The sequence below is a fragment of the Ruegeria sp. HKCCA5839 genome, from assembly GCF_013035585.1.
Lineage (GTDB): Bacteria > Pseudomonadota > Alphaproteobacteria > Rhodobacterales > Rhodobacteraceae > Ruegeria.
Genome location: NZ_WQIE01000002.1, coordinates 168451 through 191456, shown reverse-complemented (window position 1 = coordinate 191456; position 23006 = coordinate 168451). Strand labels below are relative to the sequence as shown.

The 23006-nt window shown below is 52.9% G+C and carries 25 protein-coding genes; 14 read left to right on the top strand and 11 right to left on the bottom strand.

The window, feature by feature from the left end:
- Window positions 1-326 precede the first annotated feature (326 nt).
- Together GOV38_RS22275 and GOV38_RS06510 are read right to left on the bottom strand one after the other, a co-directional pair.
- Window positions 327-1793, bottom strand: coding sequence for a SpoIIE family protein phosphatase (locus tag GOV38_RS22275; protein WP_171208521.1), 1467 nt, complete (start codon window positions 1791-1793; stop codon window positions 327-329).
- Window positions 1794-1818: 25 nt separating this feature from the next.
- Entirely contained in the window at window positions 1819-2196 is a 378-nt protein-coding gene (locus tag GOV38_RS06510) for a hypothetical protein (protein WP_145974863.1), read from the bottom strand.
- A gap of 120 nt (window positions 2197-2316) precedes the next feature.
- Between GOV38_RS06510 and GOV38_RS06505 the strand changes: the two genes are divergently transcribed.
- The 3 genes from GOV38_RS06505 to GOV38_RS06495 are packed head-to-tail and all read left to right on the top strand — an operon-like array spanning window position 2317 to window position 4326.
- Window positions 2317-2871, top strand: a complete 555-nt coding sequence (locus tag GOV38_RS06505) for a SiaB family protein kinase (protein WP_109313324.1) — start codon at window positions 2317-2319, stop codon at window positions 2869-2871.
- 10 nt (window positions 2872-2881) lie between these two features.
- The gene (locus tag GOV38_RS06500; protein WP_058276474.1) at window positions 2882-3271 is read left to right on the top strand and encodes a DUF1987 domain-containing protein; all 390 of its coding nucleotides are present in this window, start codon (window positions 2882-2884) and stop codon (window positions 3269-3271) included.
- Window positions 3268-4326, top strand: coding sequence for an adenylate/guanylate cyclase domain-containing protein (locus tag GOV38_RS06495; protein ID WP_171128220.1), 1059 nt, complete (start codon window positions 3268-3270; stop codon window positions 4324-4326). The genes GOV38_RS06500 and GOV38_RS06495 overlap by 4 nt, the downstream gene beginning before the upstream one ends.
- A 526-nt stretch (window positions 4327-4852) precedes the next feature.
- On the opposite strand, the gene GOV38_RS06490 is transcribed toward GOV38_RS06495, so the two are convergent.
- The gene (locus GOV38_RS06490) at window positions 4853-5767 is read right to left on the bottom strand and encodes a LysR substrate-binding domain-containing protein (protein ID WP_170708232.1); all 915 of its coding nucleotides are present in this window, start codon (window positions 5765-5767) and stop codon (window positions 4853-4855) included.
- Window positions 5768-5947: 180 nt separating this feature from the next.
- Between GOV38_RS06490 and ugpB the strand changes: the two genes are divergently transcribed.
- The 6 genes from ugpB to GOV38_RS06460 all read left to right on the top strand — a co-directional run bounded on the left by ugpB (window position 5948) and on the right by GOV38_RS06460 (window position 11620).
- Window positions 5948-7258: a sn-glycerol-3-phosphate ABC transporter substrate-binding protein UgpB gene (gene ugpB, locus GOV38_RS06485; protein WP_171208520.1), complete on the top strand. Its 1311-nt coding sequence runs from the start codon at window positions 5948-5950 to the stop codon at window positions 7256-7258.
- A gap of 61 nt (window positions 7259-7319) precedes the next feature.
- Window positions 7320-8201 carry a sn-glycerol-3-phosphate ABC transporter permease UgpA gene (gene ugpA, locus GOV38_RS06480; RefSeq protein WP_170426879.1) on the top strand — a complete coding sequence of 294 codons (882 nt, stop codon included), beginning with the start codon at window positions 7320-7322 and terminating at the stop codon, window positions 8199-8201.
- 20 nt (window positions 8202-8221) lie between these two features.
- Window positions 8222-9058 (top strand): sn-glycerol-3-phosphate ABC transporter permease UgpE, encoded by an 837-nt coding sequence (gene ugpE, locus GOV38_RS06475; RefSeq protein WP_170427154.1) that lies wholly within the window; start codon window positions 8222-8224, stop codon window positions 9056-9058.
- A 3-nt stretch (window positions 9059-9061) separates the two neighbouring features.
- Complete coding sequence (gene ugpC, locus GOV38_RS06470) at window positions 9062-10117, top strand: sn-glycerol-3-phosphate ABC transporter ATP-binding protein UgpC (RefSeq protein ID WP_171208519.1); 1056 nt, start codon at window positions 9062-9064, stop codon at window positions 10115-10117.
- Complete coding sequence (locus tag GOV38_RS06465; RefSeq protein ID WP_171208518.1) at window positions 10117-11064, top strand: glycerophosphodiester phosphodiesterase family protein; 948 nt, start codon at window positions 10117-10119, stop codon at window positions 11062-11064. The genes ugpC and GOV38_RS06465 overlap by 1 nt, the downstream gene beginning before the upstream one ends.
- Before the next feature lie 106 nt (window positions 11065-11170).
- Complete coding sequence (locus GOV38_RS06460) at window positions 11171-11620, top strand: NUDIX hydrolase (protein ID WP_170426882.1); 450 nt, start codon at window positions 11171-11173, stop codon at window positions 11618-11620.
- Window positions 11621-11766: 146 nt separating this feature from the next.
- Here the strand turns inward: GOV38_RS06460 and GOV38_RS06455 are convergent, their stop codons facing one another.
- From GOV38_RS06455 to GOV38_RS06440, 4 genes are all read right to left on the bottom strand, one after another.
- Entirely contained in the window at window positions 11767-12372 is a 606-nt protein-coding gene (locus tag GOV38_RS06455) for a histidine phosphatase family protein (protein WP_171208517.1), read from the bottom strand.
- Window positions 12373-12642: 270 nt separating this feature from the next.
- Window positions 12643-13275, bottom strand: a complete 633-nt coding sequence (locus GOV38_RS06450; RefSeq protein WP_171208516.1) for a tyrosine-type recombinase/integrase — start codon at window positions 13273-13275, stop codon at window positions 12643-12645.
- A 104-nt stretch (window positions 13276-13379) separates the two neighbouring features.
- On the bottom strand, window positions 13380-14543 hold the full coding sequence (locus GOV38_RS06445; protein WP_171208515.1) for a site-specific integrase: 1164 nt from the start codon (window positions 14541-14543) through the stop codon (window positions 13380-13382).
- 346 nt (window positions 14544-14889) lie between these two features.
- A complete protein-coding gene (locus tag GOV38_RS06440) occupies window positions 14890-15531 on the bottom strand; it encodes a hypothetical protein (protein WP_171208514.1) in 642 nt (213 codons plus the stop codon).
- A gap of 337 nt (window positions 15532-15868) precedes the next feature.
- On the opposite strand from GOV38_RS06440, the gene GOV38_RS06435 reads away from it, so the two are divergent.
- The 4 genes from GOV38_RS06435 (at window position 15869) to GOV38_RS06420 (ending at window position 18371) form a co-directional block, all read left to right on the top strand.
- Window positions 15869-16162: a metalloregulator ArsR/SmtB family transcription factor gene (locus GOV38_RS06435; RefSeq protein ID WP_171208745.1), complete on the top strand. Its 294-nt coding sequence runs from the start codon at window positions 15869-15871 to the stop codon at window positions 16160-16162.
- A 545-nt stretch (window positions 16163-16707) separates the two neighbouring features.
- A complete protein-coding gene (locus tag GOV38_RS22540) occupies window positions 16708-17004 on the top strand; it encodes a formylglycine-generating enzyme family protein (RefSeq protein ID WP_371808508.1) in 297 nt (98 codons plus the stop codon).
- A 152-nt stretch (window positions 17005-17156) separates the two neighbouring features.
- Window positions 17157-17354 (top strand): hypothetical protein, encoded by a 198-nt coding sequence (locus GOV38_RS06425; RefSeq protein WP_171133920.1) that lies wholly within the window; start codon window positions 17157-17159, stop codon window positions 17352-17354.
- A gap of 165 nt (window positions 17355-17519) precedes the next feature.
- Complete coding sequence (locus GOV38_RS06420) at window positions 17520-18371, top strand: Hint domain-containing protein (RefSeq protein ID WP_171208513.1); 852 nt, start codon at window positions 17520-17522, stop codon at window positions 18369-18371.
- Here GOV38_RS06420 and GOV38_RS22265 read toward each other — a convergent pair whose 3' ends face one another.
- From GOV38_RS22265 to GOV38_RS06400, 4 genes are all read right to left on the bottom strand, one after another.
- Window positions 18372-18659: an RtcB family protein gene (locus tag GOV38_RS22265; RefSeq protein ID WP_371808513.1), complete on the bottom strand. Its 288-nt coding sequence runs from the start codon at window positions 18657-18659 to the stop codon at window positions 18372-18374.
- Window positions 18660-19086: 427 nt separating this feature from the next.
- Window positions 19087-19845 carry an FkbM family methyltransferase gene (locus GOV38_RS06410; RefSeq protein WP_171208512.1) on the bottom strand — a complete coding sequence of 253 codons (759 nt, stop codon included), beginning with the start codon at window positions 19843-19845 and terminating at the stop codon, window positions 19087-19089.
- A gap of 79 nt (window positions 19846-19924) precedes the next feature.
- Window positions 19925-20788, bottom strand: a complete 864-nt coding sequence (locus GOV38_RS06405) for a GNAT family N-acetyltransferase (RefSeq protein WP_171208511.1) — start codon at window positions 20786-20788, stop codon at window positions 19925-19927.
- Window positions 20785-21582 (bottom strand): polysaccharide deacetylase family protein, encoded by a 798-nt coding sequence (locus GOV38_RS06400; RefSeq protein WP_171208510.1) that lies wholly within the window; start codon window positions 21580-21582, stop codon window positions 20785-20787. The genes GOV38_RS06405 and GOV38_RS06400 overlap by 4 nt, the downstream gene beginning before the upstream one ends.
- A 218-nt stretch (window positions 21583-21800) precedes the next feature.
- Here GOV38_RS06400 and GOV38_RS06395 point away from each other — a divergent pair, with 218 nt between their 5' ends.
- Complete coding sequence (locus GOV38_RS06395; protein ID WP_171208509.1) at window positions 21801-22994, top strand: class I adenylate-forming enzyme family protein; 1194 nt, start codon at window positions 21801-21803, stop codon at window positions 22992-22994.
- Window positions 22995-23006 lie beyond the last annotated feature (12 nt).

Below are 23006 nucleotides of genomic sequence, written 5' to 3'. Positions count from 1 at the left end.
AGCATGATTGACCGCTCGCAGCCCAAACCAGACATGCCACAGCAACACGCGAGACGGGAACTGCCGTTCTTTGCAGTCGCAAAGTCATTCATGGGAAATTCAAAAAGCGGCCATTCAGGTTCAGTATGACGATCTCGACGATCCCGCGGCCGCACCTATGTCACCGAAGCGCCCTGTAGAACGGTCAGTCCACTGTAGCGTCTGTTCAGCGAGGAAAAATCGACTTCACCTCAGTTTTAATAACGCCTAACAAAGCCTTAGATAGTACAGGAGTAGACATCAACGTTTACGGATAAGCGGAGGGCGTTGCAACTCACAAACACACCTTAATCTGTATTTCGAGCAGTGCGAAAAGCAATCATGGTTAAGTCATCCAAACGTTCTTCATTCGTACTATAATCTTGAAAAACGCTGTGAATAGCCGACAATAGATCTTCCGAACACGACCACTCTTCCTGTTCAAATACAGATACAATTCTTTGAAAACCAAAAGCTAAGCGTTTTTCTCCACCTAATTGGTCAATCAACCCATCAGTTGAAACAAAAAAATCTGTGATTTGATCTATTTGAACTTCGTGCTCCAAGAACTTTGGACCAATAGGAGTGTCCACATACCCAATGCTCAGCTTATCACCTCGGATTCTGTCAATGCCGATCTTGGATTTGACCAAAAGAGACATACGCGCACCTGCAAACGTCGCCACCCCTTTTGCTGAATCGATCTGGCAAATCGCGGCGTCCATGCCGTCGTTGGAAGTCCCGTTTGCAGTATCCTGATTTAGAAGTGCACGCGTCAAATCGCTCAACTTGGACAGTGCCAGCGACGGGCAAAGCGTTTCATTTTCGAAGTAAAGCCGCTCGAGTGTAGCGATTGCCAACATCGTCATGAAGCCTCCGGGAACGCCATGTCCAGTGCAATCAATTAAGGCGAGCGTCGTAATTGGGCCGTCCGTTTTGATCCAGTAGATATCCCCACCAACCAAATCGCGTGGTTCCCATATGACAGCGAAATCAGCAAAGGCGTCCTCGCACTGGCTTGTCGTAGGCAACAAACCCTGCTGAATTCGCGTGGCATAATTTACGCTTGCGACGATCTGATGGTGCGCCTCTCGGATTTCATTGACACGTTCAACCTCGCGGTCCAGCATTGAGTTATAGCTTTGAACTACCTTGCCAATTTCATCTTCCGACTCGTATGGGACAGTTCTAGGGTCATCGTATTGCTCGAACCTTTCGATGGCTTTCAACATTTGGCCTAGAGGTCTGTTGATAAGCCATAAAAATGCAGCAGCGCCTGCTAAGATGAGCGCAAATCCCCCGAGGATTCCAAGAAGGACCACAACACTTACTTCTGTCTTTAACTCATTGTTCAATATCTCCTGATCAATTCGGACCAACATCGTGGCTGGCCCTGCGGCCGTAGGAACAGAAACGACGATGTCTAGACCAGATTTATTTATCTTGTCGCATCCAATTGCAGGCCAGGAAACCAGTGTTTCCAAGCTTCGCTCTAACCTCTGTTCAGCGCAAATAACGTAAGGAAAACCCGAGTAGACGGCGAGCAGACTCGTTGCTTGTGCAAAATTCCCTACTTCAACCAATTCAGCCAACGGGCGCGCTATACGATTGGCAATCGTTGCAACCTCTGCGGCAACCTGATCCGATTGAGCTTTCTTTTTGAATTCATAGTAAAAAAGAAGCACAATGGCATTTAACACGCCTCCGAGCAGGAGGGTCGCCAGAATATGCTTCAGAAATATTCGGCGCTTCAAGAATGCCCAGAGTTTACGCACTAAATGCCTCTATAGTGTCCGGCATCTAGTTCCCGATGTTCTTCATCGCGGCCTGAAGAGCGCCACGATTGTTGACGATCATCTGTACAACTTTGTAGTCCCCGGAAACTTCACGCACTAGAAAGTCTGCGGTCACGGTGTCGCCATCTTCGGTTATCATTTCAGAGCAGACGAAGTAGTCATTTCCCGCAAGAAGAACCATGGGATGAACATTTGCAGGGTAAACGGTTTCAAACGCGTTGGTGGTCGTGTCCAGATACGTGTAAGAACCGTCGACCATGACCCCATCGACATGCGAAATCATGGCGGATTGGAGCTTTGCCTTAACCTCAGTTGGAATGTCGGCCGCTGTAGCCGGGTCGGACGATATTACTACGGCGACCACACACAATAGCCTAATCATATTAACCTCCCCACTAACAACACTGCACGATTGATACACTAAAAATGCATAAATGTGTATCTTATGATATTAAGACGTGAATTGAACTTGGTGCCACCCAAGCATGACCAAGGGGAACAGATGCTTGCAAGCGAAGTCTACGAACTACGCGCCAACCTGCGTCGACAAGGCGTTGTCTTTGCATACAGTGGGTATGTAACCGAAGGTATCCTCAGTGGTGTTGGCGATGCGTTAAAGCAGAAATTAGTGTCTGAAGATGCCGACACCAAAACTCTCCGAAGCGTTTTCGCTGTTTTCGTAGAGCAAATGCAGAACATCATCAGATATTCAGTCGAACGGCTACCAGCCGACGATGAGACCGAGGTACTGGATATAAGTTACGGCATCGTGACCATAGGAAACGAGGCCGACGGCTACGTCGTTCATGCGGGCAATCTGATCCTTTTGAGTGACGTAGACAACATGCGAAAACGACTTTCCGAACTACGCGCCATGAATCGTGAGGAACTTAGGGCTGCGTACAAAGGCCAACTCCGGTCAGAAACTGACGCCGTCAGCAATAGTGCAGGTATCGGGTTAATTGAAATTGCGCGCCGAGCGTCAAAGCCAATCGAGTTTGATTTTATGCGGATTGACGATCAGCACGCATTCTTCGCACTCAAAGCGACGGTTTAAGAGGGTACGAATGCAGAAAATTGATATCCCGGCAACAAACCGCACCCCGGCCGTGGCGTTCGATTTTGACGTTGGCCACCTCAAACTAATTGGGGAATCCTACCCTGAGGATGTTACGACATTTTACAACCCGTTGTTTGATGCCTTAAAAAGTTGGTTGTCGGATGGTTCAATATCCAAATGTCGTTTTGACTTTGAACTCATCTATTTCAATTCGTCCAGCGCCAAGGCCATCATGTTGATCATGGAGCTTTTGGATTCCGCGGCTGAGGCGGGAAAAAGTGTTGACGTTTACTGGTTTCACGACCCCGAAGACGAAACCATGGAAGAACTTGGGGAGGAGTTTGGGGAAGACCTGAAACATGCCAAGTTCACACTGGAAAAGTTGTTGGATCGATGACTATCGACGATCTCTTTGTTCGCGAGAATGAGGCTTTGGAAGTCGCGGAAGCAGCTTTAAACAGTGGACAATTTCCGAATGATGAAACACGCAAATCAATTGAAAACCTTGTCGGAGAATACAGAAAGCTGCTCAGAACCACACGGCGCATGATGCGACTAAGTGATCGTAACGAGCGGGAACTGAATGCATTAGCCGAAAAACAGCGCATCGCCGCCGAAGAAGTTACCCAAAAAAACCAAGAGCTTGAGGCATTGTCAGGAAAGCTTGCCAAATACTTATCGCCTCAAGTCTACAACTCGATCTTTTCCGGTCGCCAAGAAGTTAAACTCGCGAGTAAGCGAAAAAAGCTGACAGTGTTTTTCTCGGACGTCGCCGGCTTCACAGAGCTTACGGATCAGATGGAATCGGAAGATTTAACAGAACTCCTGAACAGCTACCTGACCGAAATGGCGGAAGTCGCTCTGAACCATGGTGCGACGATAGATAAGTTTATCGGCGACGCAATCCTTGTCTTCTTTGGAGATCCGGAGACTAAAGGGGTGCGGGAAGATGCTATGGCATGCGTGAGAATGGCAATTGCAATGCGAGACAAGTTGACAGAGTTGCGGGCAAAATGGAGCCGTCAAGGAATAAGGCAACATTTACAATGCCGTATAGGTATCAATACAGGCTTTTGTACGGTTGGGAATTTTGGAAGTGACGACCGAATGGATTACACCATTATCGGCGGCGCTGTGAACGTAGCATCAAGGTTGGAGCATCAGGCCGAGGAAGGAGAGATTTACATCTCGTACGAAACCTGGGCGCACGTGAACCACGAAATAGAGACCGAAGAAGTCGGTGCTATCCAAGTCAAAGGCGTGGCTCAACCTGTCATGACATACCGCGTCTTGGGTCAAAAGAAATCGAGACCGCGCGCAGAAAAAGTTGTATATGAAAATCCGAATTTTCAAATGTTGTTGGACCCGAGCTCGATGACACCAGAAGAACGCGCTGCAAGCTTAGAGATACTAAAGACGGCGCTTGCGTCACTCCGCAAAGACGAACACTGAGGTCTCGCAGCCAGTGTTTGAACGTGTCTCGGCAAATTCCCACGAATACTCAAGAGTTGTTCCATGCTGTGGACAAGGTCGGTTTTGTTCATAGATCTGAATTAGATGTAACCAGCCTCAAGGGTAGCTTCGCCCGCGAACTCAACGAAAGACCCAGAAAGACCTTGAATTACTTCTCACCCGCAGAGAAGTTCCAAGAGTGTGTTGCGGCGATCAGTTGAATCGGCAGCGCATTGATGTCATTCGGGCATTGCGCAGCATCGGTCAAAGTGGGCTCGGTGCGGTCATTCGCCGAAATGTCGCGAGCGACCGCTGTGCGGACAAAGCGGGCGCTAAAGTGCCTTAGAATAAGGAACTAAATCATCCATGCTCAATTGAAGAACCACTCGGCTTTTCGCCGTTTTTGACTGTTAATCCGAGATCGATCTCGGAGGCTGTTCCAAATGCTCAAGTATTGGTTTCAAGCTATGAAGATCGAAAATGTACGGCTTACTGGTAGCGAACATCGGCGTTTGCCGCCCTACAGTCAGTGATGGAGTTTGCCTACCTTGAACGGGGCTAAGCTCTCTTGGAACTGCTCGATGAACTCTAGCGTCACCAATGACGGTTGCTTCAAAATCGGACGCACAAGGGAAAGCGTATGTGACAAGACCGGTTTGAACGGTCGGTAGCTCAATCCGTTGTCTGCGTATTGGACGGCGTCCAACTCGCTGACCACGGAAATCCCAACACCCTTTACAGCTAATTCACAAGCCGCCGTGAACTGCCTGACTTCGATGTGGGAATTGAGTTTGACGTTGGCGCATTGAAACGCTTTTGAAAGTTTCCCAAAAAAGTCGCTGTCGCGCCTTGTGTGAATAACCTTGGCATTCGCAAGATCCGTAGGTGACACCTCGCAGAGTTCTTCCAATTCATGTCCGGTAGGAAACACGCAAACTGTGCGGACATCGATGTCTCTGCTTTCGACGGCCGGATGCCCGTTAAAACTATCTGTGATTCCGAAATCATATTGCTCACCGATCATCCACTCGAGAATGCGTTCCGGTCTGTCTGGTTCGATCGTCATTGTTACACCTGGCCGATGTTCTAAAAACTTGGCGATGACGTTGGGAAGGTGACTGGTGGCGAACCCAGGCAAACATGCGATGCGGATGTGTCCCGCCTTGCGTTGGGTTATGTCTTGGCTAACGACCGAGATCTGCTTCATCAACTCCAAAACACGCTCTACGCTGGGTTGCAGATAACGCGCCTCCTGCGAAGGCACTAAGCGACCTTCACGGCGATCAAAAAGTTGAAAGCCAAGCGATTTTTCCAGATCAGAAAGCAGTCGGCTGACCGCAGGCTGGCTTATCCCCAGATCCGTAGCTGCAGCAGTGACCGACCCATTTGTAGAAACTGCCATGAGCGCTTCCAATTGGCGGATCCTCAAAGTTTGACTCATGTTTTGAACCAGGTTCGTTGTTTGCTTTGCAAGTTTATAATGTAATGTTATTTTTTTCTCAAAAACTAAATGCTTGAATTATAAAATTGTGACGTTAACGTCGGGAAATCGTCATGTGTGCTGATTACGCGTTGCGGTCGGTATTCAACGAAGCATCAACAATGATGCATGGGAGGAATCATGAATAAGCAATTTCTCGGCGCTCTCGCCGTAACTACTGCGTTGTCCCCCGTGGCGGCGATTGCCCAAACTGAAGTTCAGTTCTGGCACGCCTTCACCGGCCGACTGGGTGAGCTTGTTAAAGCGCAGGTCGAAGAGTTCAACGCCAGCCAGGATGAGTTCGTCGTTGTCGAAAGCCACAAAGGCAATTACTCAGAAACTCTGAACGCAGGAATTGCGGCTTTCCGCGCCGGTGAGCAGCCCCACATTCTAATGGTTTTCGAAGTGGGCACTGCAACGATGATGTCGGCCGAAGGTGCAATCAAACCCGTCTATGAAGTGATGGCTGAAAGCGGTGCATCGTTTGATCCTGACGCGTACATTGGCGCTGTCAAAGGTTACTATACTACAACGGACGGCGAAATGCTCTCACTGCCTTTCAACTCGTCCACACCGGTGCTGTGGGTCAATCGCGATGCCTTCGAAGCGGCGGGTGTTGATCCGGACACAGACCTATCGACCTGGGAAAAGGTTGGCGACGTACTTGAGCAGCTTAAGGCTGGCGGCGAGGACTGCCCACTGGTGACAGCCTGGCAAAGCTGGATTCACCTCGAGAACCTGTCGGCCTATCACGACGTTCCGTTCGCTTCGCAGGACAACGGTTTTGCCGGTCTGGATACCGAGCTGATGTTGAACGGACCGGCGCAGGTCGCACACCTGACAGCAATGGGTGACTGGGCCAAGGATGGCAAGTTCATCTATACCGGGCGCAGAAACGAAGGTGGCGCAAATTTCCGGGCTGGTGAATGCGCGTTGTTCACCGAAAGCTCGGCTGGTTATGCCGGTATCAGCTCTGAAGCTGAGTTCGAGTTCGACGTACGCCCGCTACCCTATTGGGAGGCAGTCACCAGCGAGCCGCAGAACACCATTATCGGCGGCGCATCGCTTTGGGTAATGGAAGGTCACGATCCCGAGGAATACAAAGGCGTTGGCGAGTTCCTGAGTTTCCTTTCGTCGTCGGACGTTCAGGCTGCTTGGCACCAGAATACCGGTTATCTTCCGATCACGTCCGAAGCTGGTGAAGCTACTCGTGCTGCAGGTTTCTATGATGAAAACCCCGGCACCGACATCGCGGTGATCCAGATGACTGCGAAGGAACCAACCGCAAACTCAAAAGGTCTGCGTCTGGGATCGTTCGACCAGATTCGCGGCATCATCGACGAAGAGCTTGAGGCTGTCTGGTCCGGTGAAAAGACCGCTCAGGAAGCGATGGACAGCGCAAAAGAGCGCGGTGACGCACTGCTGCGCCGGTTCGAATCCGCCAATCAATAAGTCTTAGTTTGATGCGGGCCTGTTAAGGGCCCGCATTTTCTTTTTTCGGTGGAATATCAGGATGGAAAAACGCGTCACCTTCCGCGGCTGGCTTTTGCCATTGGCGCTGATCGCTCCTCAGGTCATCATTTCCGCCGTTTTCTTCTTTTACCCCGCAGGCCAGGCCGTTTGGCAGTCTCTGTTCATACCTGATCCCTTTGGGTTGTCGTCCCAATTCGTCGGGCTCGGCAATTTTGAGTTCCTGCTGAGTGATAAATTCTACCGCGCCTCTTTTGTGACTACGGCGGTGTTTTCAACGCTCGTAACGCTTTGCTCAATGATCCCCGCCTTGTTTCTGGCGGTCATTGCTGATCGTCTAGTCAAGGGATCGGGCGTTTACCGGACGCTGCTGATCTGGCCCTACGCCGTTGCCCCCGCTGTTGCAGGCGTGCTGTGGCTGTTCATGTTCAACACACGCGTCGGCGTCGTCTCGTGGTACCTCGGCCAACTCGGCTACGACTGGAACCACGTCCTGAACGGAACCGAGGCCATGGGGCTGGTTGTTGTCGCCTCGGCATGGGGGCGCATCAGCTATAACTTCCTGTTTTTCTTCGCGGCATTGCAGTCAGTTCCAAGGTCCGTGATTGAAGCCGCCGCGATCGACGGCGCGCGTTTCTGGCGCCGGTTCTTCACCATAGTGCTGCCGCTCTTGTCACCAACCGCGTTCTTCCTGCTGGTGGTCAATGTTGTCTACGCCTTCTTTGAAACCTTCGGCGTGATCCACACGATTACCGGTGGTGGACCACAACAGGCAACGACCATTCTGGTCTACAAGGTCTTCTCGGATGGGTTCGTGGGACAGGATCTGGGTTCGTCTTCGGCGCAATCGGTCATCCTGCTGATCGTCGTCGGCCTGCTGACAGTCATCCAGTTCAAATACGTTGAAAAGAGGGTGCACTACTGATGGCAGCCCAACAACACGGAATGGTCGAAAAACGCGGGATGGGGATCTGGCTGACCCACGCATTGATGATCCTTGGAGTGCTGATCATCTTTTTCCCGATCTGGCTGGCATTTGTTGCCTCCACCGTTACCCAGCCGGAAATCGTGTCACCGCCTATGCCGTTGGTGCCGGGTGACCAGTTCTGGGAAAACTACAAGGCCGCGCTGTTTTCTGGTGTGAATGTCCCGGTCGCTACAATGTTGTTCAACAGCCTCGTGATGGCCATTGGTATTGCGGTGGGCAAGATCGTGATCTCACTATTGTCAGCCTTTGCAATTGTCTATTTCCGGTTTCCCGGGCGGACGACGTTCTTTTGGCTGATCTTCCTGACCCTTATGCTCCCGGTCGAGGTGCGTATCGTTCCGACGTTCGAGGTTGTTGCCGGGTTCGGTATGCTCAACAGCTATTACGGATTGATCTTCCCTCTGATCGCTTCGGCCACGGCAACGTTCCTGTTCCGGCAGTTCTTTCTGACGATCCCGGATGAACTGGCCGAAGCTGCCCGCGTGGACGGGGCCCGTCCGATGCGGTTCTTCATCGATATCGTGGTGCCGATGAGCCGGACCAATATCGCGGCCTTGTTTGTGATCCTTTTCATCTATGGGTGGAACCAATATCTCTGGCCGCTTTTGATAACCACCGACCCTGAAATGAACACCATCGTGATGGGCATCAAACAGATGTTCCCGTCCGGCGATGATGTGGCCGAATGGCCGGTCATCATGGCCACATCCATTCTGGCGATGATCCCGCCGGTCATCGTGGTGGTGTCGATGCAAAAGCTCTTTGTCCGCGGCCTTGTCGATAGCGAGAAGTAAGAAATGGCAACAGTAACCCTAGAGAACGTCAAAAAGAGCTTTGGCCCAACGGACGTCATCCACGGCATCGATATCGATATTGCTGATGGTGAGTTCATCGTGATCGTTGGGCCTTCGGGCTGCGGCAAGTCCACGCTTTTGCGGATGGTTGCGGGCTTAGAAACCGTGACATCCGGTGAAGTCCGGATCGGAGAGGAACGGGCCAACGACAAAGAGCCGATGGATCGTGACATCGCGATGGTCTTCCAAAACTATGCGCTCTACCCACATATGTCTGTGCGACAGAACATGGGATATGGCCTGAAAATCGCCGGGTTGCCGAAGGTTCAGATTGATCAGAAAGTGACCGAGGCCGCCAAGCTGTTGCAGCTGGAACCCTTGCTGGATCGCAAACCCAGACAGTTGTCAGGCGGTCAGCGTCAGAGGGTGGCGATGGGTCGGGCTATTGTCCGCGAGCCAGCAGTTTTCCTGTTTGATGAGCCGCTCTCAAACCTTGATGCCAAGCTGCGGGTCCAGATGCGTCTGGAAATTCGCGAACTCCAAGAAAAGCTGGGGATCACGGCGCTCTATGTGACCCACGATCAGGTCGAGGCCATGACGATGGCCGACAGGATGATCGTGATGAATGGTGGCATTGCCGAGCAGATTGGAACGCCGTTGGAGGTTTACGAAACGCCCAGAACTCTGTTCGCGGCACAGTTCATTGGCAGTCCTGCGATGAATGTGTTTGACGCCTTGCGTGAAAACGGGACGATCAAGATCGGTGAAATTTCAGTCGGCCGATCTGCAGGTCCTGATACCGCGTTGAATCTGGGGATTCGCCCAGAGCACCTGCTGTTGGATGATAATGGTCCGCTGGAAGCAGCGATTCAGATGGCAGAACCGTTAGGGGCCAACACTCTGTTGCACGGTCAACTCGCGGGCGTCGGCGGAGCGATCACGATAAGCCTTCCAGGCGTCCATCCGATCGAAGGCAGGCATCCGAACATGCGGTTTTCGGTCGACCCAGAAAACATGCATCTGTTTGACCAATCAACCGGCGAAAGGCTGGACGGCTAATGGCGTTTCCTCAAGGCGAAGCCTTCCGTGGTGGAGAAAACCTGATCCGGGTCGTGGGCCATCGAGGGGCAAGAGGCGTTTTGCCGGAAAACAGCATGATTGGTTTTGATTTCTCGCTGTCTATCGGTGTCCCGCTTCTTGAGTTTGATGTTGTCCTTACGGCGGATGACGTGCCGGTCATAACCCATAATCATCGTCTACACGCCCCCAGCTTTCGCGGCGCGGATGGCCTGTTTCTGACCGGGGAGGAACCGAAGGTTTCGTCACTGACTTTCGAACAGTTACAGCAATTCGATATTGGGCGGTTAGACGGGCTTTCTGCCTATGGCCAACGCTTTCCAGACCAGGCCCAATTGGATGGCGTCCGTGTCCCAAGGCTGATGGACTTGCTAGATTTGGTAAGTGAACCAAAATATGGCGATGCCTATCTGATGCTCGAACTGAAGTCGGATCCTGACTTGGCCCATGATCCGCTTCATAGGGAGAACTTTGTCGGGCGAGTTCTACAGGAAGTTCGCGCCAAAGGTCTTTCGTCGCGCGCGGTGCTGCACAGTTTTGACTGGAACCTTCTGGAGGAATGTCAGAGACAAGCTCCTGATATGCCGTCTTCTTACCTTACACAGCTTCCAAATAGCGCGGATGATGTTGGGGAGGATTCCTCGAAAGCGGTTTGCCCTGACTTTCGTGGTCGTCGTGATGGAATTCCAAATTTGGTCAAGCAAGCTGGCGGCTCGCTTTGGTGCCCGTACTACGCGGATGTAACGGCTGAAAATGTGGCGCGCGCAAAAGATCTGGGCCTATGCGTTGCCGTTTGGACGGTCAATGAACACGAAGAAATAGACAGGATGATCGATCTGCGCGTGGATGCAATCGTATCTGACTACCCCGGCCGGGTTCAAAGGCATCTGTCGGATTTAGGCATGGGATGGCATGTCGGCAACCAGTGAATTCTTCGTAGCTAATTCGTGACGTTTTTTTGTGTTTCTGCCAGTCACAATCGGAAAGGATCGGTCACATCATCACTTTAACCTGCTGTGAAGGGCGAGAACCATAGTGGATCAGCGTACTAAACAAGTTGCAGCACTGCCTCTGCAATTGTTCGGCGGCCGCCTCAAGGTGCTCCTTATCACGTCGCGTGACACAGGGCGCTGGATCATGCCCAAGGGCTGGCCGATGGACGGCGAGCAAGACTGGCGCGCGGCGGAAATTGAAGCGTTGGAGGAGGCTGGTGTAGAAGGTACAATTTCACGCAAGCCGATCGGTGAGTTTGAGTACGCCAAGGTTTTTAACGACGGTACCAGTGTCCAAGTGAAAGCCACGGTCTACCCTCTCTACGTCGATAAGGTGAAGCGCCGGTGGAAGGAAAGGCACCAAAGAAAAAGGCATTGGTTCTCGCCGAAAGGGGCTGCGAAAGCACTCAAACAGCCAGAGCTAGAAGACTTGCTCTTAGACCTAAAAAACGACCCTAGAAAGAACAAATCAATTCGCGAGTTGCTACCTTGAACCGATGCGTCGCAGTTACGCCAGACTTAGGTCGATAGCCACTTTGCGCTGAAAAAAACGACTTAACCCTTTCATTCAGAAATTTTTTTAGGCTTGAAGCCAGCGGAAATCCGATATTATGGGATTAAGTGACGAACTTCGACACCTCAGTGCTCAACGAAGGTTGAATGTCCGCATCGCAACTCGATGATACCATCTTGAGGTTCGTTCAAGTCAAAAACTTCTTCTGAGGACAAGGTTAAGTAGATCCCTCGAAAGACGCGCAGGGTTAAGCCGTGGCCAACAACTATGACAGCCCCCTCAAAAGACTTGCCGGAATACCACACAGAAACCCGGCTATGTACGTCAGCATAAGACTCTCCGCCCGGTGCGGGACAGTTCCAGCGGTCAGCGCAACGCGCCTCCCATTCCTGGGGAAAACGTCTTTTGATCTCGTTTTCCGCCAAACCCTCCCATTGACCGAAACTGCATTCCATCAAACTGGATTCATACTCGATGGTTTCCGGGGGTAGGCCAAGTTCCTCGACGACTATGGAAGCTGTCTGTGCCGCTCGACCAAGTGGGCTTGAAATTACCTTCAGTGGGTGACGGCTGGATAGGCGGTGCTTTAGTCTTTTTGCACTCGCCACTGCCTGAGCGACCCCTCGCTTGGTCAAGGGCGAATTCTGCCGACCTTGACGTCGTTTTTGAAAATTCCATTCGGTTTCACCATGGCGAAGCAAGAAAATAGTAGGGCTGAGTTTTTGGTTCAAAACGTATCGAAGCCTTCCTGTACTGCAGCAAACCGAATTACCTGATTTCTCTTCCACTCAGTGCCAGTTTACACGAAGGCCCAGAATTCAATAGAAGCTTCAGACTTGTGCGATTAAGTCTATGGCGTAAGACAACGTGTTCATGTAACCCTCGCGTCAAGTGCTTTATCGCTGCACTTGGTCCGCTTTGGGCTCGAAGCGGAAGATTAACGGGAGATTCCGAAAGTCTGCTTGGGAGCGGCGAGCGGACGATCCCGCCCGCCAAAATTGTTAAAGATCGATACGTTCGGCAATACTAAGGGCGTCTTCAAGCTCGACGCCAAGGTAACGCACCGTACTGTCCACTTTGCTGTGACCGAGCAGAAGTTGAACGGCACGTAGGTTTCCAGTCTTTCTGTATATCAAAGCCGCTTTGGTGCGCCTAAGCGAATGCGTGCCGTAGCTGGACGGATCGAGACCAATCGCTGACACCCATTCCCGGACAAGCCTAGCGTATTGCCGGGTCGAAAGATGCGGCAAAGCATGCATACGACTTGGAAACAGATACCGTTGTCCATGCATGTATTGAAAAGCGACCCATTGCGACACGACTTCACGTGTATTCTCCGTCACTTCAAATTGCACTGGCTTCGCAGTTTTACGTTGAACAACGGATACCCGATCGCGAACAGAACTGCCGACGGCGAGATCGTTAACCCTCAGGCGGACAAGATCGCACCCGCGCAACTTGCTATCGATGGCAAGATTGAACAATGCTAGGTCTCTCAGCTTGTTTGCAAGTTCGAGCCGGGCGCGAATGGCCCAGACCTGCTTTGGCTGCAACGGCCGTTTTTGCCCGACTAGTCTGCCTTTGTTCCAAGGCGGACGACGCGTTGTGACAACTGGAAGTAGAGATTTGGACATCTTATGTCTCCGTCCATTCCCTTCCGTCCCAAACATCGACACTGTGCCGACAGCTGAAGTCTAATTGCCGCTCGCGTGTCTTCAGCACAGGAAATACTCAGGTTTCAGGAACTGCCATCGCTAATCTTTTTACCCATCACGTCCGCTGCCTGCCGCAACGGGTCGTCTGCAAGATGGGCGTAGCGTTGGGTTGTGGAGGGGTTTGTATGTCCAAGCAATCGACCGACTATAGGCAGACTCAGACCGCTGGAAACGAGATGCGACGCATGCGTATGCCGATTGTCGTGGATACGGTAATCTTTAAGACCTGCAGATGTGGTGACTGAGCTCCAAAATTTCTTCAGATCCTTGTACGGTTGGTCCGGAGAGCGTCCCGGAAACAACCAACGACTTTCAGGAGATGCCCCTGCTTTCATTGCAGCAAGCAAATCACAGGTTGCTGACGAAATCGGCAGGTGCTCTCGTCGCTTTTGCTTTGTGTGGTGCGACGGCTTTGTCCAAACTGCTCGATCCAAATCGAAGTCTTCCCATTTTGCCGTTAGGACCTCGCCGATCCGTGCACCTGTCAGGAGCTGCAGGCGAATAGCGTTCGCTGCAACCTGATTTGGATGCTCTGACAGAGCCACCAACAGCCTTTGCAGCTCATCGTCTGACAGCCAGCGGTCCCGCTTTTCCTCAGGGAACTTTTGTATGCCGCGCGCAGGATTGTCAGAACGCTGACCCCAGCGCACAGACAGTTCAAACATTTTCGACATGAGGGCCAGAGTGCGATTGGCTTGATAGTGCGTATCACGCATTTGATTGTGAAGCTTCTGAACATGCTGATGCGTCACTTCAATGACTTTAAGATCCCCAAGCTTGGGGAGAATGTATCTGTCCAGCATTGACCGATCATTCCGAACGCTACCGGGACGTTTCTTCGGTTCCGCATGTTCGGTCATGTATTGCGTGGCAAGTGAGTTCACCGTTGGTGAATGCCTTAGGCTTTGAGCATCGGCGACAGGATCTGCGCCACGTACCACGTCAGCAAGAAGCGCGCGTGCTATTTCGCGGGCGGCGCCTAAAGACAAGGTCGGCCCATATCGCCCAAGTGTCTTGCGTTTCGACCGACCGGTTTGTTTGTTGCTGTATTGAACTAAGAAGCTTTTGACGCCGGTCGTTTTCACGCGGAGTCCAAAACCCGGCAGACCGTCGTCCCAATAGATCGTGTCCCGGTTTGTTGCTGAAAGGCGATCGACACTTGATTTTGTTAATCTGACGTTGGGCATTTTGGTCTCGGACGGATTGGGTAAGCACAAGGTAAGCAAAGTGCGGAGAGTTGGGAAGCGTCTTATAGAAACCTCTGCACGCTAAAGCTTCTGTTATTTAAGAGAATATACTGCCCAATCGAACTAGCTATAATGCTATCGAAAATGGGATAATAAGACTTTTAATCAGTGGGTCGCAGGTTCGAATCCTGCACGGCTCACCACTGCAAAATCAATCACTTACAAGGTCTCTTGATTCTTGTCCGTGCCGCCCGAATTAGCGCTGGGGGACATATGGGGGACAAAGCGCGCTTTTTTGAGTCAAATCAGACCTCAGGAAGTCTTGCTGTATTCTCACCCGCCATACTCAGCCAAATGACAGATTATCCATCGTAAAGTGGTACGGGGTCACATCGGCGCGAATGACCAGCTTGACGGATTTATCGTCAGGGGAGGTTTGTGGCGTGAGGAGCATCTGTGTTTCTACATTTAGTCGGGTTAGAAGCTCATCGTCCTCCATAAGAACATAGAACGGGTCCTCGCCATCCCCTGGTGTCATGTTGTCTGAGACTTGATTAGCATCCGGCAACCTGAGGGCATCAACTAGTGTTTTGATGCGATTATCAATGTCACCGTGCTTGGTGACTGGACCCGGTGGATCACGTCTGAGAAAAAGAATGTCCAAAGTGCAATTCAGATACCAGTGCTTCCGCGTCAACGGAGTAAACCGAAAACCTGCCATCCTATGGGCTTCGGGAACTAGTTTTCTCATATCGTGACGCTCATCGCCTGCAGCAATTCTGGGTGTTGAGCTAGGCCGGCGATGGTTTTCCCTATCAAAATCACTCTGCGTTGTTTTCCACTCGCTCAGAAACTTGTTGGTTTGCCAGTGCCTTTTTAGTTGAGGGTGAAACTGCTTGCGAATGTTATGCAGCAACTCATAGCCCTTCTTCCCTCTCTTGTTCTGCAATGATGGCAAATCGCCTTCGTAGGTCAAAATTAACTTCATAAAACCGCTGAGCTCCTATGATAACGTCAGGCAAACGGTTTTCCCAAAACGTGCAAATAGCAACGGATAACTCAGTCATTTAGTTCCAAACGAAACAACCGGAACATTCCTGGACCGGCTTGGATGTCAGGTTTTGTCAGGTTCGCCCAACAAACGCCCCTGCGATGTGTGATTGAATTTCAACATTCTTCAACAGCGCTTCGGTGTGAAAGTTGTAGCATTGGGCGAGACAAACAACCTAAGACATCAGCAGCGAGATGAACGCTGGTGGGGGGAGTGTCAAAGGCTTGGCTGGAGCCAGCAAACGGCCAATAGGAGATGCACCTTGCAAGAGCAGATGAAAGAACATGTCCAAGAGGTCGCCAGCTTCGCTAAGGCTATGGCTCATCCAGGGCGACTGCAGATACTCTTAAGACTAATGGAAGGTGAGAAAAACGTTTCGGACCTCTGCAGAGACTTATCGATGCCTCAGGCGGGCTGCTCCCAACAACTTATCCGGCTTCGTCTTGAGGGCCTGGTTGCCGCGCGACGGGACGGCAGGGAAATCTACTACAGTATTTCCGACGATAGGGTCCGGAGATTGATTGTTGCGATCCAAGACATTTTGCGAAACGAAGAAAGGACGCAATAGGGAGGCAACGATTGCGACCGTTCGATGAAATACTAGCACTCAAAATGCTAGATGTGGTTGAGAAGCACTCGTTCCCGCTCACTCCAGACAAGGTTGAGGATCGTGCCAAGGCTTGTCTTGATAGACTGGTCGCGGAAGGATTAGCGACGCGCGATGCGCCCAGTTCAGGTGTAGGGGCAACATACCGAATTACAGAGGATGGCGTCTTGGCACTTCGGGAATACGAAAACGCCGTCATCTGGGACTAAACAACGACAGCAAAAAGGGGCTTTGTTGGGAGTATCCAGAGTGTAATCCATGCTTTGGAGTTAGATTTGCGCGCGCCGATTGACGACCAGCGCTAAGGGCTCTCTGCAGACCTTCGCTGCTCTCAGCGTGAGTGACGGCTAAGCGGACAAAGCGGCTGCTGTTTGTGAAACGCGGTCGCTCTTGACTGTCTGCGTTGCAAAGTCATTCAATACGTATTGGCCAAATGCGTGAGACGGGATGGTGAAGATGCCACGTGATACGAAATTAATCCTATGGCCCGACATTGGGTGTCAAAGATGTCGAATGGTGGCGACGTGTCGATGGCGCCAATTGGCGTGACATCAACGGCACCGGCACCGGCACCATGGATGACGCGTGGCATCCAGATCATCCAGTTTCACATTTCTTGGAATGATGCCCAGGCCTACGCAAAATGGGTCGGCGGTCGCTTGCCCACCGAGGCAGAGTGGGAACAAGCAGCCCGTGCCAGTGGCAATAAACGGCAACTTTGTCCGCATGCCGGTCGTTCAGCAGATTTCTGCGAACGTCCGCTGTCGTTCAAATTCAGACTTTCTCCATCATCATTGAAGTGATAGCGAGCGACACTTGGAAAAAGGGCGACTCGGTTTGAACGCTCCCTAGTTGACAGGGAAGACAGTGAAAAAATCTCGCGCTCGCAACACAACACGAGCGCGAACTTTTTATGTTTCTGCTTGAAGCAACAAGAGATCAAGTCTGCATCAGCATGACCGACGACTATCACGGGAAAATGCTGCGTTCGATCGACGCCGGTGTTAGCGGCCTTACAGGTTCAGCGCCAAAGGCAGACATGCGAATGTTCTGGGTCGGCTATGCGGTGCTGGTCGACGAGCAAAAGCGCCTTGTGGAAGAAACGGCAAAAGCGTCGCGGGATGCGATGCCGAAGGCCGATGCGGCAAGTTAATTTTCGGCCAACCCTGTCCTTACAGAGCCGCCCCTTGAGTCGGGCGGTTTCTTTTTGCTGGGGCCGGCTCTGAGCCCAAGGCAGGCTATCGGCTCTTCTCGCAAATAGAAAAAAGTGAATATAATGCGTTCAGGCCATTAACGGAGTACAAAGGGGTACCTAGTGGTGTTTGACATACTGGCGCATCGTGTCAATGAGACAGGACAAGGTGATTTGGTTGTTCAAAACACCACAACGCCAGCGATAATCAGCGGGACAACAATATCTTTTGACGGCGGGCAAACTTTTCAATCTTACACATACTTAGGTCAGGGCAACTATAGGGGCACCGGAGAGTCAGGTGAATTCATCAGAGTCGGTGGACAAGTTTACGCTTATGACACCTTGAACCCTACTGGCCCCATGAGGACAGGCAATTGGCAGATTACGGAGAGCGACCTCGATCCCGACAATCCGCCATGCTTCGTTAACGGAACGCTAATACAAACACCGCAAGGAGAAGTTCCCGTTGAAGATTTGAAAGAAGGGGACTTAGTTACGACCACATCTGGCTTCAACATGCCCATACTCTGGATCGGCAGTCGCCAAATCAGGCCTTCTATGCTTCTTCGCAACCCTTCACTGCAACCTGTAAAAATAGAAAGAAGAGTTCTCGGGAACGTCCGACCGCTACTTATTTCCCAACAGCACAGACTGTTGATTGCGGGATACAAGTCGGAATTACTTTTCGGTGAACCGGAAGTTTTGATCCCCGCCAAGGCGCTTATTGGGCTCCCGGGTGTTGGTTTGCAAAATTCCGGTTCGACATTCACTTACTACCATTTTTTGCTTGAAGGACACCAAGTGGTGTACGCAAACGGTGTTCCTTCAGAAAGCCTGTTCCTCGGGGACCAACTTGGTCGCAGCGTGTCTCGTGAGATTGAACTGCTGTTTCCCGACATTTTAGTTCAACTCAGAAGAGTCAAAGTAGCAAGACCTGTGGTTTCACGTCGAGAAGCTCAGGTCTTACTTTATTAATCAAGACATTCGCGAGCAGGTTTTCCAATGAACTGCCTCCTCCAAACGTGCTCCGTTGCTGTGATCGGTCGGCACACCCAGCGCGCGCAGCCGCCGCAGCGCCTTGTCCAGCCTCAGCCTGCGCACAGGCAAATCCAGCTGGAACAGCGACATGCCGCAGCCGATATCGTTCCCAGCCAGTTGCGGATAGATCCGGTTTGCCAGAACGGCACAACCGATCGGCCCGAATTTACCGGGATGCAGATCCGGGAACGCCGCGATTTTGCGCACGCCGGGCCAACCCGCGATGTCCTCAAGTTATTGTTCGGCCCGACCATCAATCCAGGCCGCAGATGTATAGAATTTCGTGATGATGCCGTCGCTGATCACAGCGGACGCGCGACCATCCAAGACAGAATTGCCCATAAGACAGTACCCAAAAACGTATGTAGAAACGCCAGCCAAACGCCAGCGATTGGGATCAAACCTGATCTGATTTCAGCTTAGGTATTGATCGGCCCCGAAAGGGCAAAATTGCGAATAAGCATATGGTTCCCTTTCTTTGCTAGGGGTTACGGTTTGGGTCCGATGGACCGATGTGAGACCGCCGTTTAGTTGGGAACGCCGATTCACTCAAAGGTTTTAGGCGCGCCCTGCAAAGCATGTGACCAAAAGTCACTCTACCGTGTCCTGGCGGGCACTCCTTGTCACGTGAAAACCCGGACCCTATTGGGCTTCAAGTGAACAGAAAGCTTGGGAATTGAGTTCGCGCCCGGTCCGAGGAAAAAGCCTGTTGGACCGGCTGTTCCACCCCATCAAGGCTGCATCCGCCGTAGAACTCCAAATTCTTCGCAAGCTCTTGCAACGCTACAGCCCCGCCATCCTGCTCGACAAAAGGCGCATGGGTGGACAGGTAGAAAGCGGGGCGTTGTTGTTGCAACCAGGGGCGCAGATGGGGCACCAGCGCAAATTCAGCGCCTTCCACATCCATCTTGACCAAGGAAACATCGCTCAGATCCACCGCTTTTTCAAACGTCTCCCATGACAGGCTCAGCGCCTCGGTGCCCTTGCTGGTGTCGCCAAGCACGGACGTCATGGAATCCCCCGGCTCGCCGCCCAGGCTCGCCATGCGCATCACCCCGGTTTCTCCCCAAAGCGCGGCCCCAAAGGCCGATACATTGGTGATCCCGTTCAGCTCGAGGTTCCAGATCAAATAGCGATAGGCAACGGGATCGGGCTCAAAACACCACACATGGCGCGCACGGCGCGCGGCATAGAGTACAGTGGCCCCGGCCCAGGCCCCAATGTCGACATAGTCGCGATCAGGCGACAAATACTTGTCCAGCACAGAAAACGTTTCGGGCTCCCAATCCCCGGCGGTCGCTTTGCGCCAGAATTTGGAGTGATAGGGATCCAGCCGGAACGGATCCCCATTGAGGCGGCCATTGTAATAGCCCCGTGCCCGATAAAACATCTTGCGCAACTTGATAAGCATGGCCGGCCTTTGCTGAGGTTTGGTCTTTGTTTGCAACTGCTTGTGACACAACTTGGCGCGCCACCCAAGGGCGCGTGGTTCAATCCAGCTTGAGCGACAGCAGCTGAAGCTCGGTATAGAGGTGATCCAGCTCTGGCCCGTTCAGGCTCTTGGATTTCACAAAGCGCGGTGCGGGCAGTTTGATACGCGTCGCATCGTCTGGGTCACCGCCGCAGAACCGCGCATCTGCCGAAAGCACCGCGTTGTCGGCTGGCAATAGGGCGTCTGCGATCTCTTGCCCGAAACGGGTCAGAAACCCTTCATGCGCGTCACGAATATAGAGCACATCCCACCACGGCTGATCCGCCCCTTTTTGCGTCACCGAAAAGATGGCGAAGCTTTCACCTTCGGGGTGACGCATCAACACCGGGCGCACCCCATAGGGCAGCAGATCCTGCATATATCGCGCCTCATGCGGCTGAAGATGCGGCATCAGATCCGCAGGATCGGTGATCACGTCCAACACCTCCGACCCGGCGCTGCGCCGCTGCCAGTCCCAGCGATAATCGTCCAACGAGGCAAATCCGCAGGCGCTTAGCGCCGCCATTGTGCGCGGATTGCTGGTGCTGGTCATGCTGGTATAGTGTCGATCCGGGTCCGCTGTGGCCCGGACCATCATCAGCAGCCCTGCACTGCCACGGTATTCCTTTTCCACATACCACGCGCACATATTTGTCAGGTTCAGCACCCCTTGCGGCAACATGCGTTGGGAGTGAACGGCCCCCAGATAGCCCACAATGCGCCCATCGGCCTCGGCCACATAGCCATAGTTGGGCTTGGGCATGTTCCAGTCATAATCAAAGATGCCGCGCCAGCGTTCCGGTGACAGTTTCGAGTTCATCTTGCCATGCAGCAGCGCCACTGCGGCCTCGGTATCCTCTTTTTCGGCGGGTCGGATGATCATGACGCAAAAACCTCGCTGGGTGCGGGAAACCGGACAGCCGGATGCGCCGTGAGGTGCCCCAAAAGCGTTTCGCAAAAATCCCAGGTGGCGGCGTCGTGATCGATATGATGAGTTAGCAGCCCGGTGGGTTCAGCCGCATCGGCAGAACCGGTCCGACGCGCGATCAAATGGTCGGTGAGGAACGATATGGATTTCGCCGTGCCGGTAAACCGGGCACCGCCTTTCCATTTGATTGGATCGCAATGGCTGTTGACCAAGCGCAGCCCCGGCGCGGCCTCTGCCGCCGGCCGCGCATCACACAAGGACAGCGCGGTATAGCCCAACGCCGGAAGTTCCGCGACAACGCTCGGGTCAATGCGGTTCCAAGGGGGCACCATGACAGGCAGAAACCGGTCAGGCCCAAACAGCTCCGCCAGGACCCGGCGGCCTTGTTGCAGCTCGTCCAAAACAGTCTCTAACTGTCTATGACGGCCCAATTCCCACGCCCCTTTGTCACCGCTGCCCTTGGCGTGGTTAATATGCGCATACCCGTGCTGCGCGACATAGGCAGTTGGATGGGCCAGAACCGTGTCGGCAAAGGCAACATCCGCAGTCGCCGGAATCGAGGCCAGAACAACAGGTGTGCCGGTCTTGGCCGACAGCGACAGCAGACGCGACAGCTGTGGACCGGGGCGCGAGGCATCATCATCGCGCCACCAGAACGTGGCGATGCGTCCTTGAGCGTGCCATTGATCCAGCTCGGCGTTGAGCGCGTCCCAGGCTTCTGTATGTGCTGCCTCGGTCGAATTTGGCATGTCGCTATCTTGCGTCACCATAAGCCCCATCGTTTGTCTCGCCCCATGTGCTATTACAACGGGTCGCGCGATGCCATTGCCAAACGCATGAACACCAAATTGCGAAGTGATTTTACCAGGATACCGACCAAGACTATCCTCGTCACAAGAGTTTCCTTCCCCTCTTTGCAGGGATAAGAGTTGAAAACCACAATTCCTGACCTGTCACCTGCGCGCTCATGATCCTTCACGACCAAACCACCCCGGACTTTCTGCACGATCTTTCGCGGATGTGGCAGCCCGGCACGCCCAGCTTTGCCCTTCTGCCGCAGCGGTTTGATCAGGACAGCGCTTGGATCGAAAGCTGCATGCAGGCGCTGCCCGAACCGCTGCGCACCGATCATGTCTTGCTGGCCACGTCAGGCTCAACCGGGGCGCCCAAGCTGCTTGTGGCCAGCAGACTACGTGCCGAAGCCATCGCCGTTGAGATCGGTCGGATGCAGGGCGTGGCCCCCGGGGATACGGCGATCATGACCCTGCCGCTCAGCTATTGTTTTTCTTTCGTAAACCAATGGGTGCTGGCACAGAAACAGAGTCTAAATAGGATCTTCGCACGGCTGTCCGACCCGGACCACTTCGCAAAGGTTCTTGGAGAAAGCGAACGGGGTTTGCTCTGCCTTGTAGCGGCCCAAGTGCCGTTGCTGAGCGCTTTGGGTGAAGTCAGCTTTCCAAAAATCAAGACCGTGGCATTTGCAGGCAGCCCGTTTCCCTGGGCGCAGTCCCACACCCTTGCCCGGCTGTTTCCCAACGCCCGTTTCTTTGACAATTACGGCTGCGCCGAAGCCATGCCGCGCCTGACCATCGCGGACGTCACCGCGCATGTGCAGGCCGATACCACGCCGCCTTTGGGTCAGCTTGGTACTCCCTTGACCGGGATCACCCTGCGCAGCTCTGACAGCGGTGAGCTGCAGTTCCATAGCCCCTACGCCGCGCTGGGCTCTGTCGCGCCCGAGGGCTATACTCCCTTTGCGCCAGATGGCTGGATCGCGACCGGAGACCGCGCTGAGCAGGATAGCTCGGGTGATTGGCAGCTTCTGGGGCGCACAAGCGAAGTGTTCAAGCGCCATGGAGAAAAGATCTCGCTGCTGCGGCTACGGGAAACCATTGAAACCGTATGGGATCAGGAATTCGTTCTGGCACCTGCAAAGGATCGCTCTGGCGAGCCCGGGGTGCAGCTGTTCCTGGCAGGGTCGGCGGATCGTGCCGCCGCACGCACGATCCTGCAAAGGTTTCGCGCGGCCCATCCGCGGGCACATTGGCCGCTGCAAATCATTCGCGTTGACAAGCTGCCACGGCTGAGCAATTCAAAAATCGATCTTCTGGCACTGGAAACGCTGCCGGATCAGGAAATCCTCTGGGATCAGCGCGTGTAAAAGGAACAGATC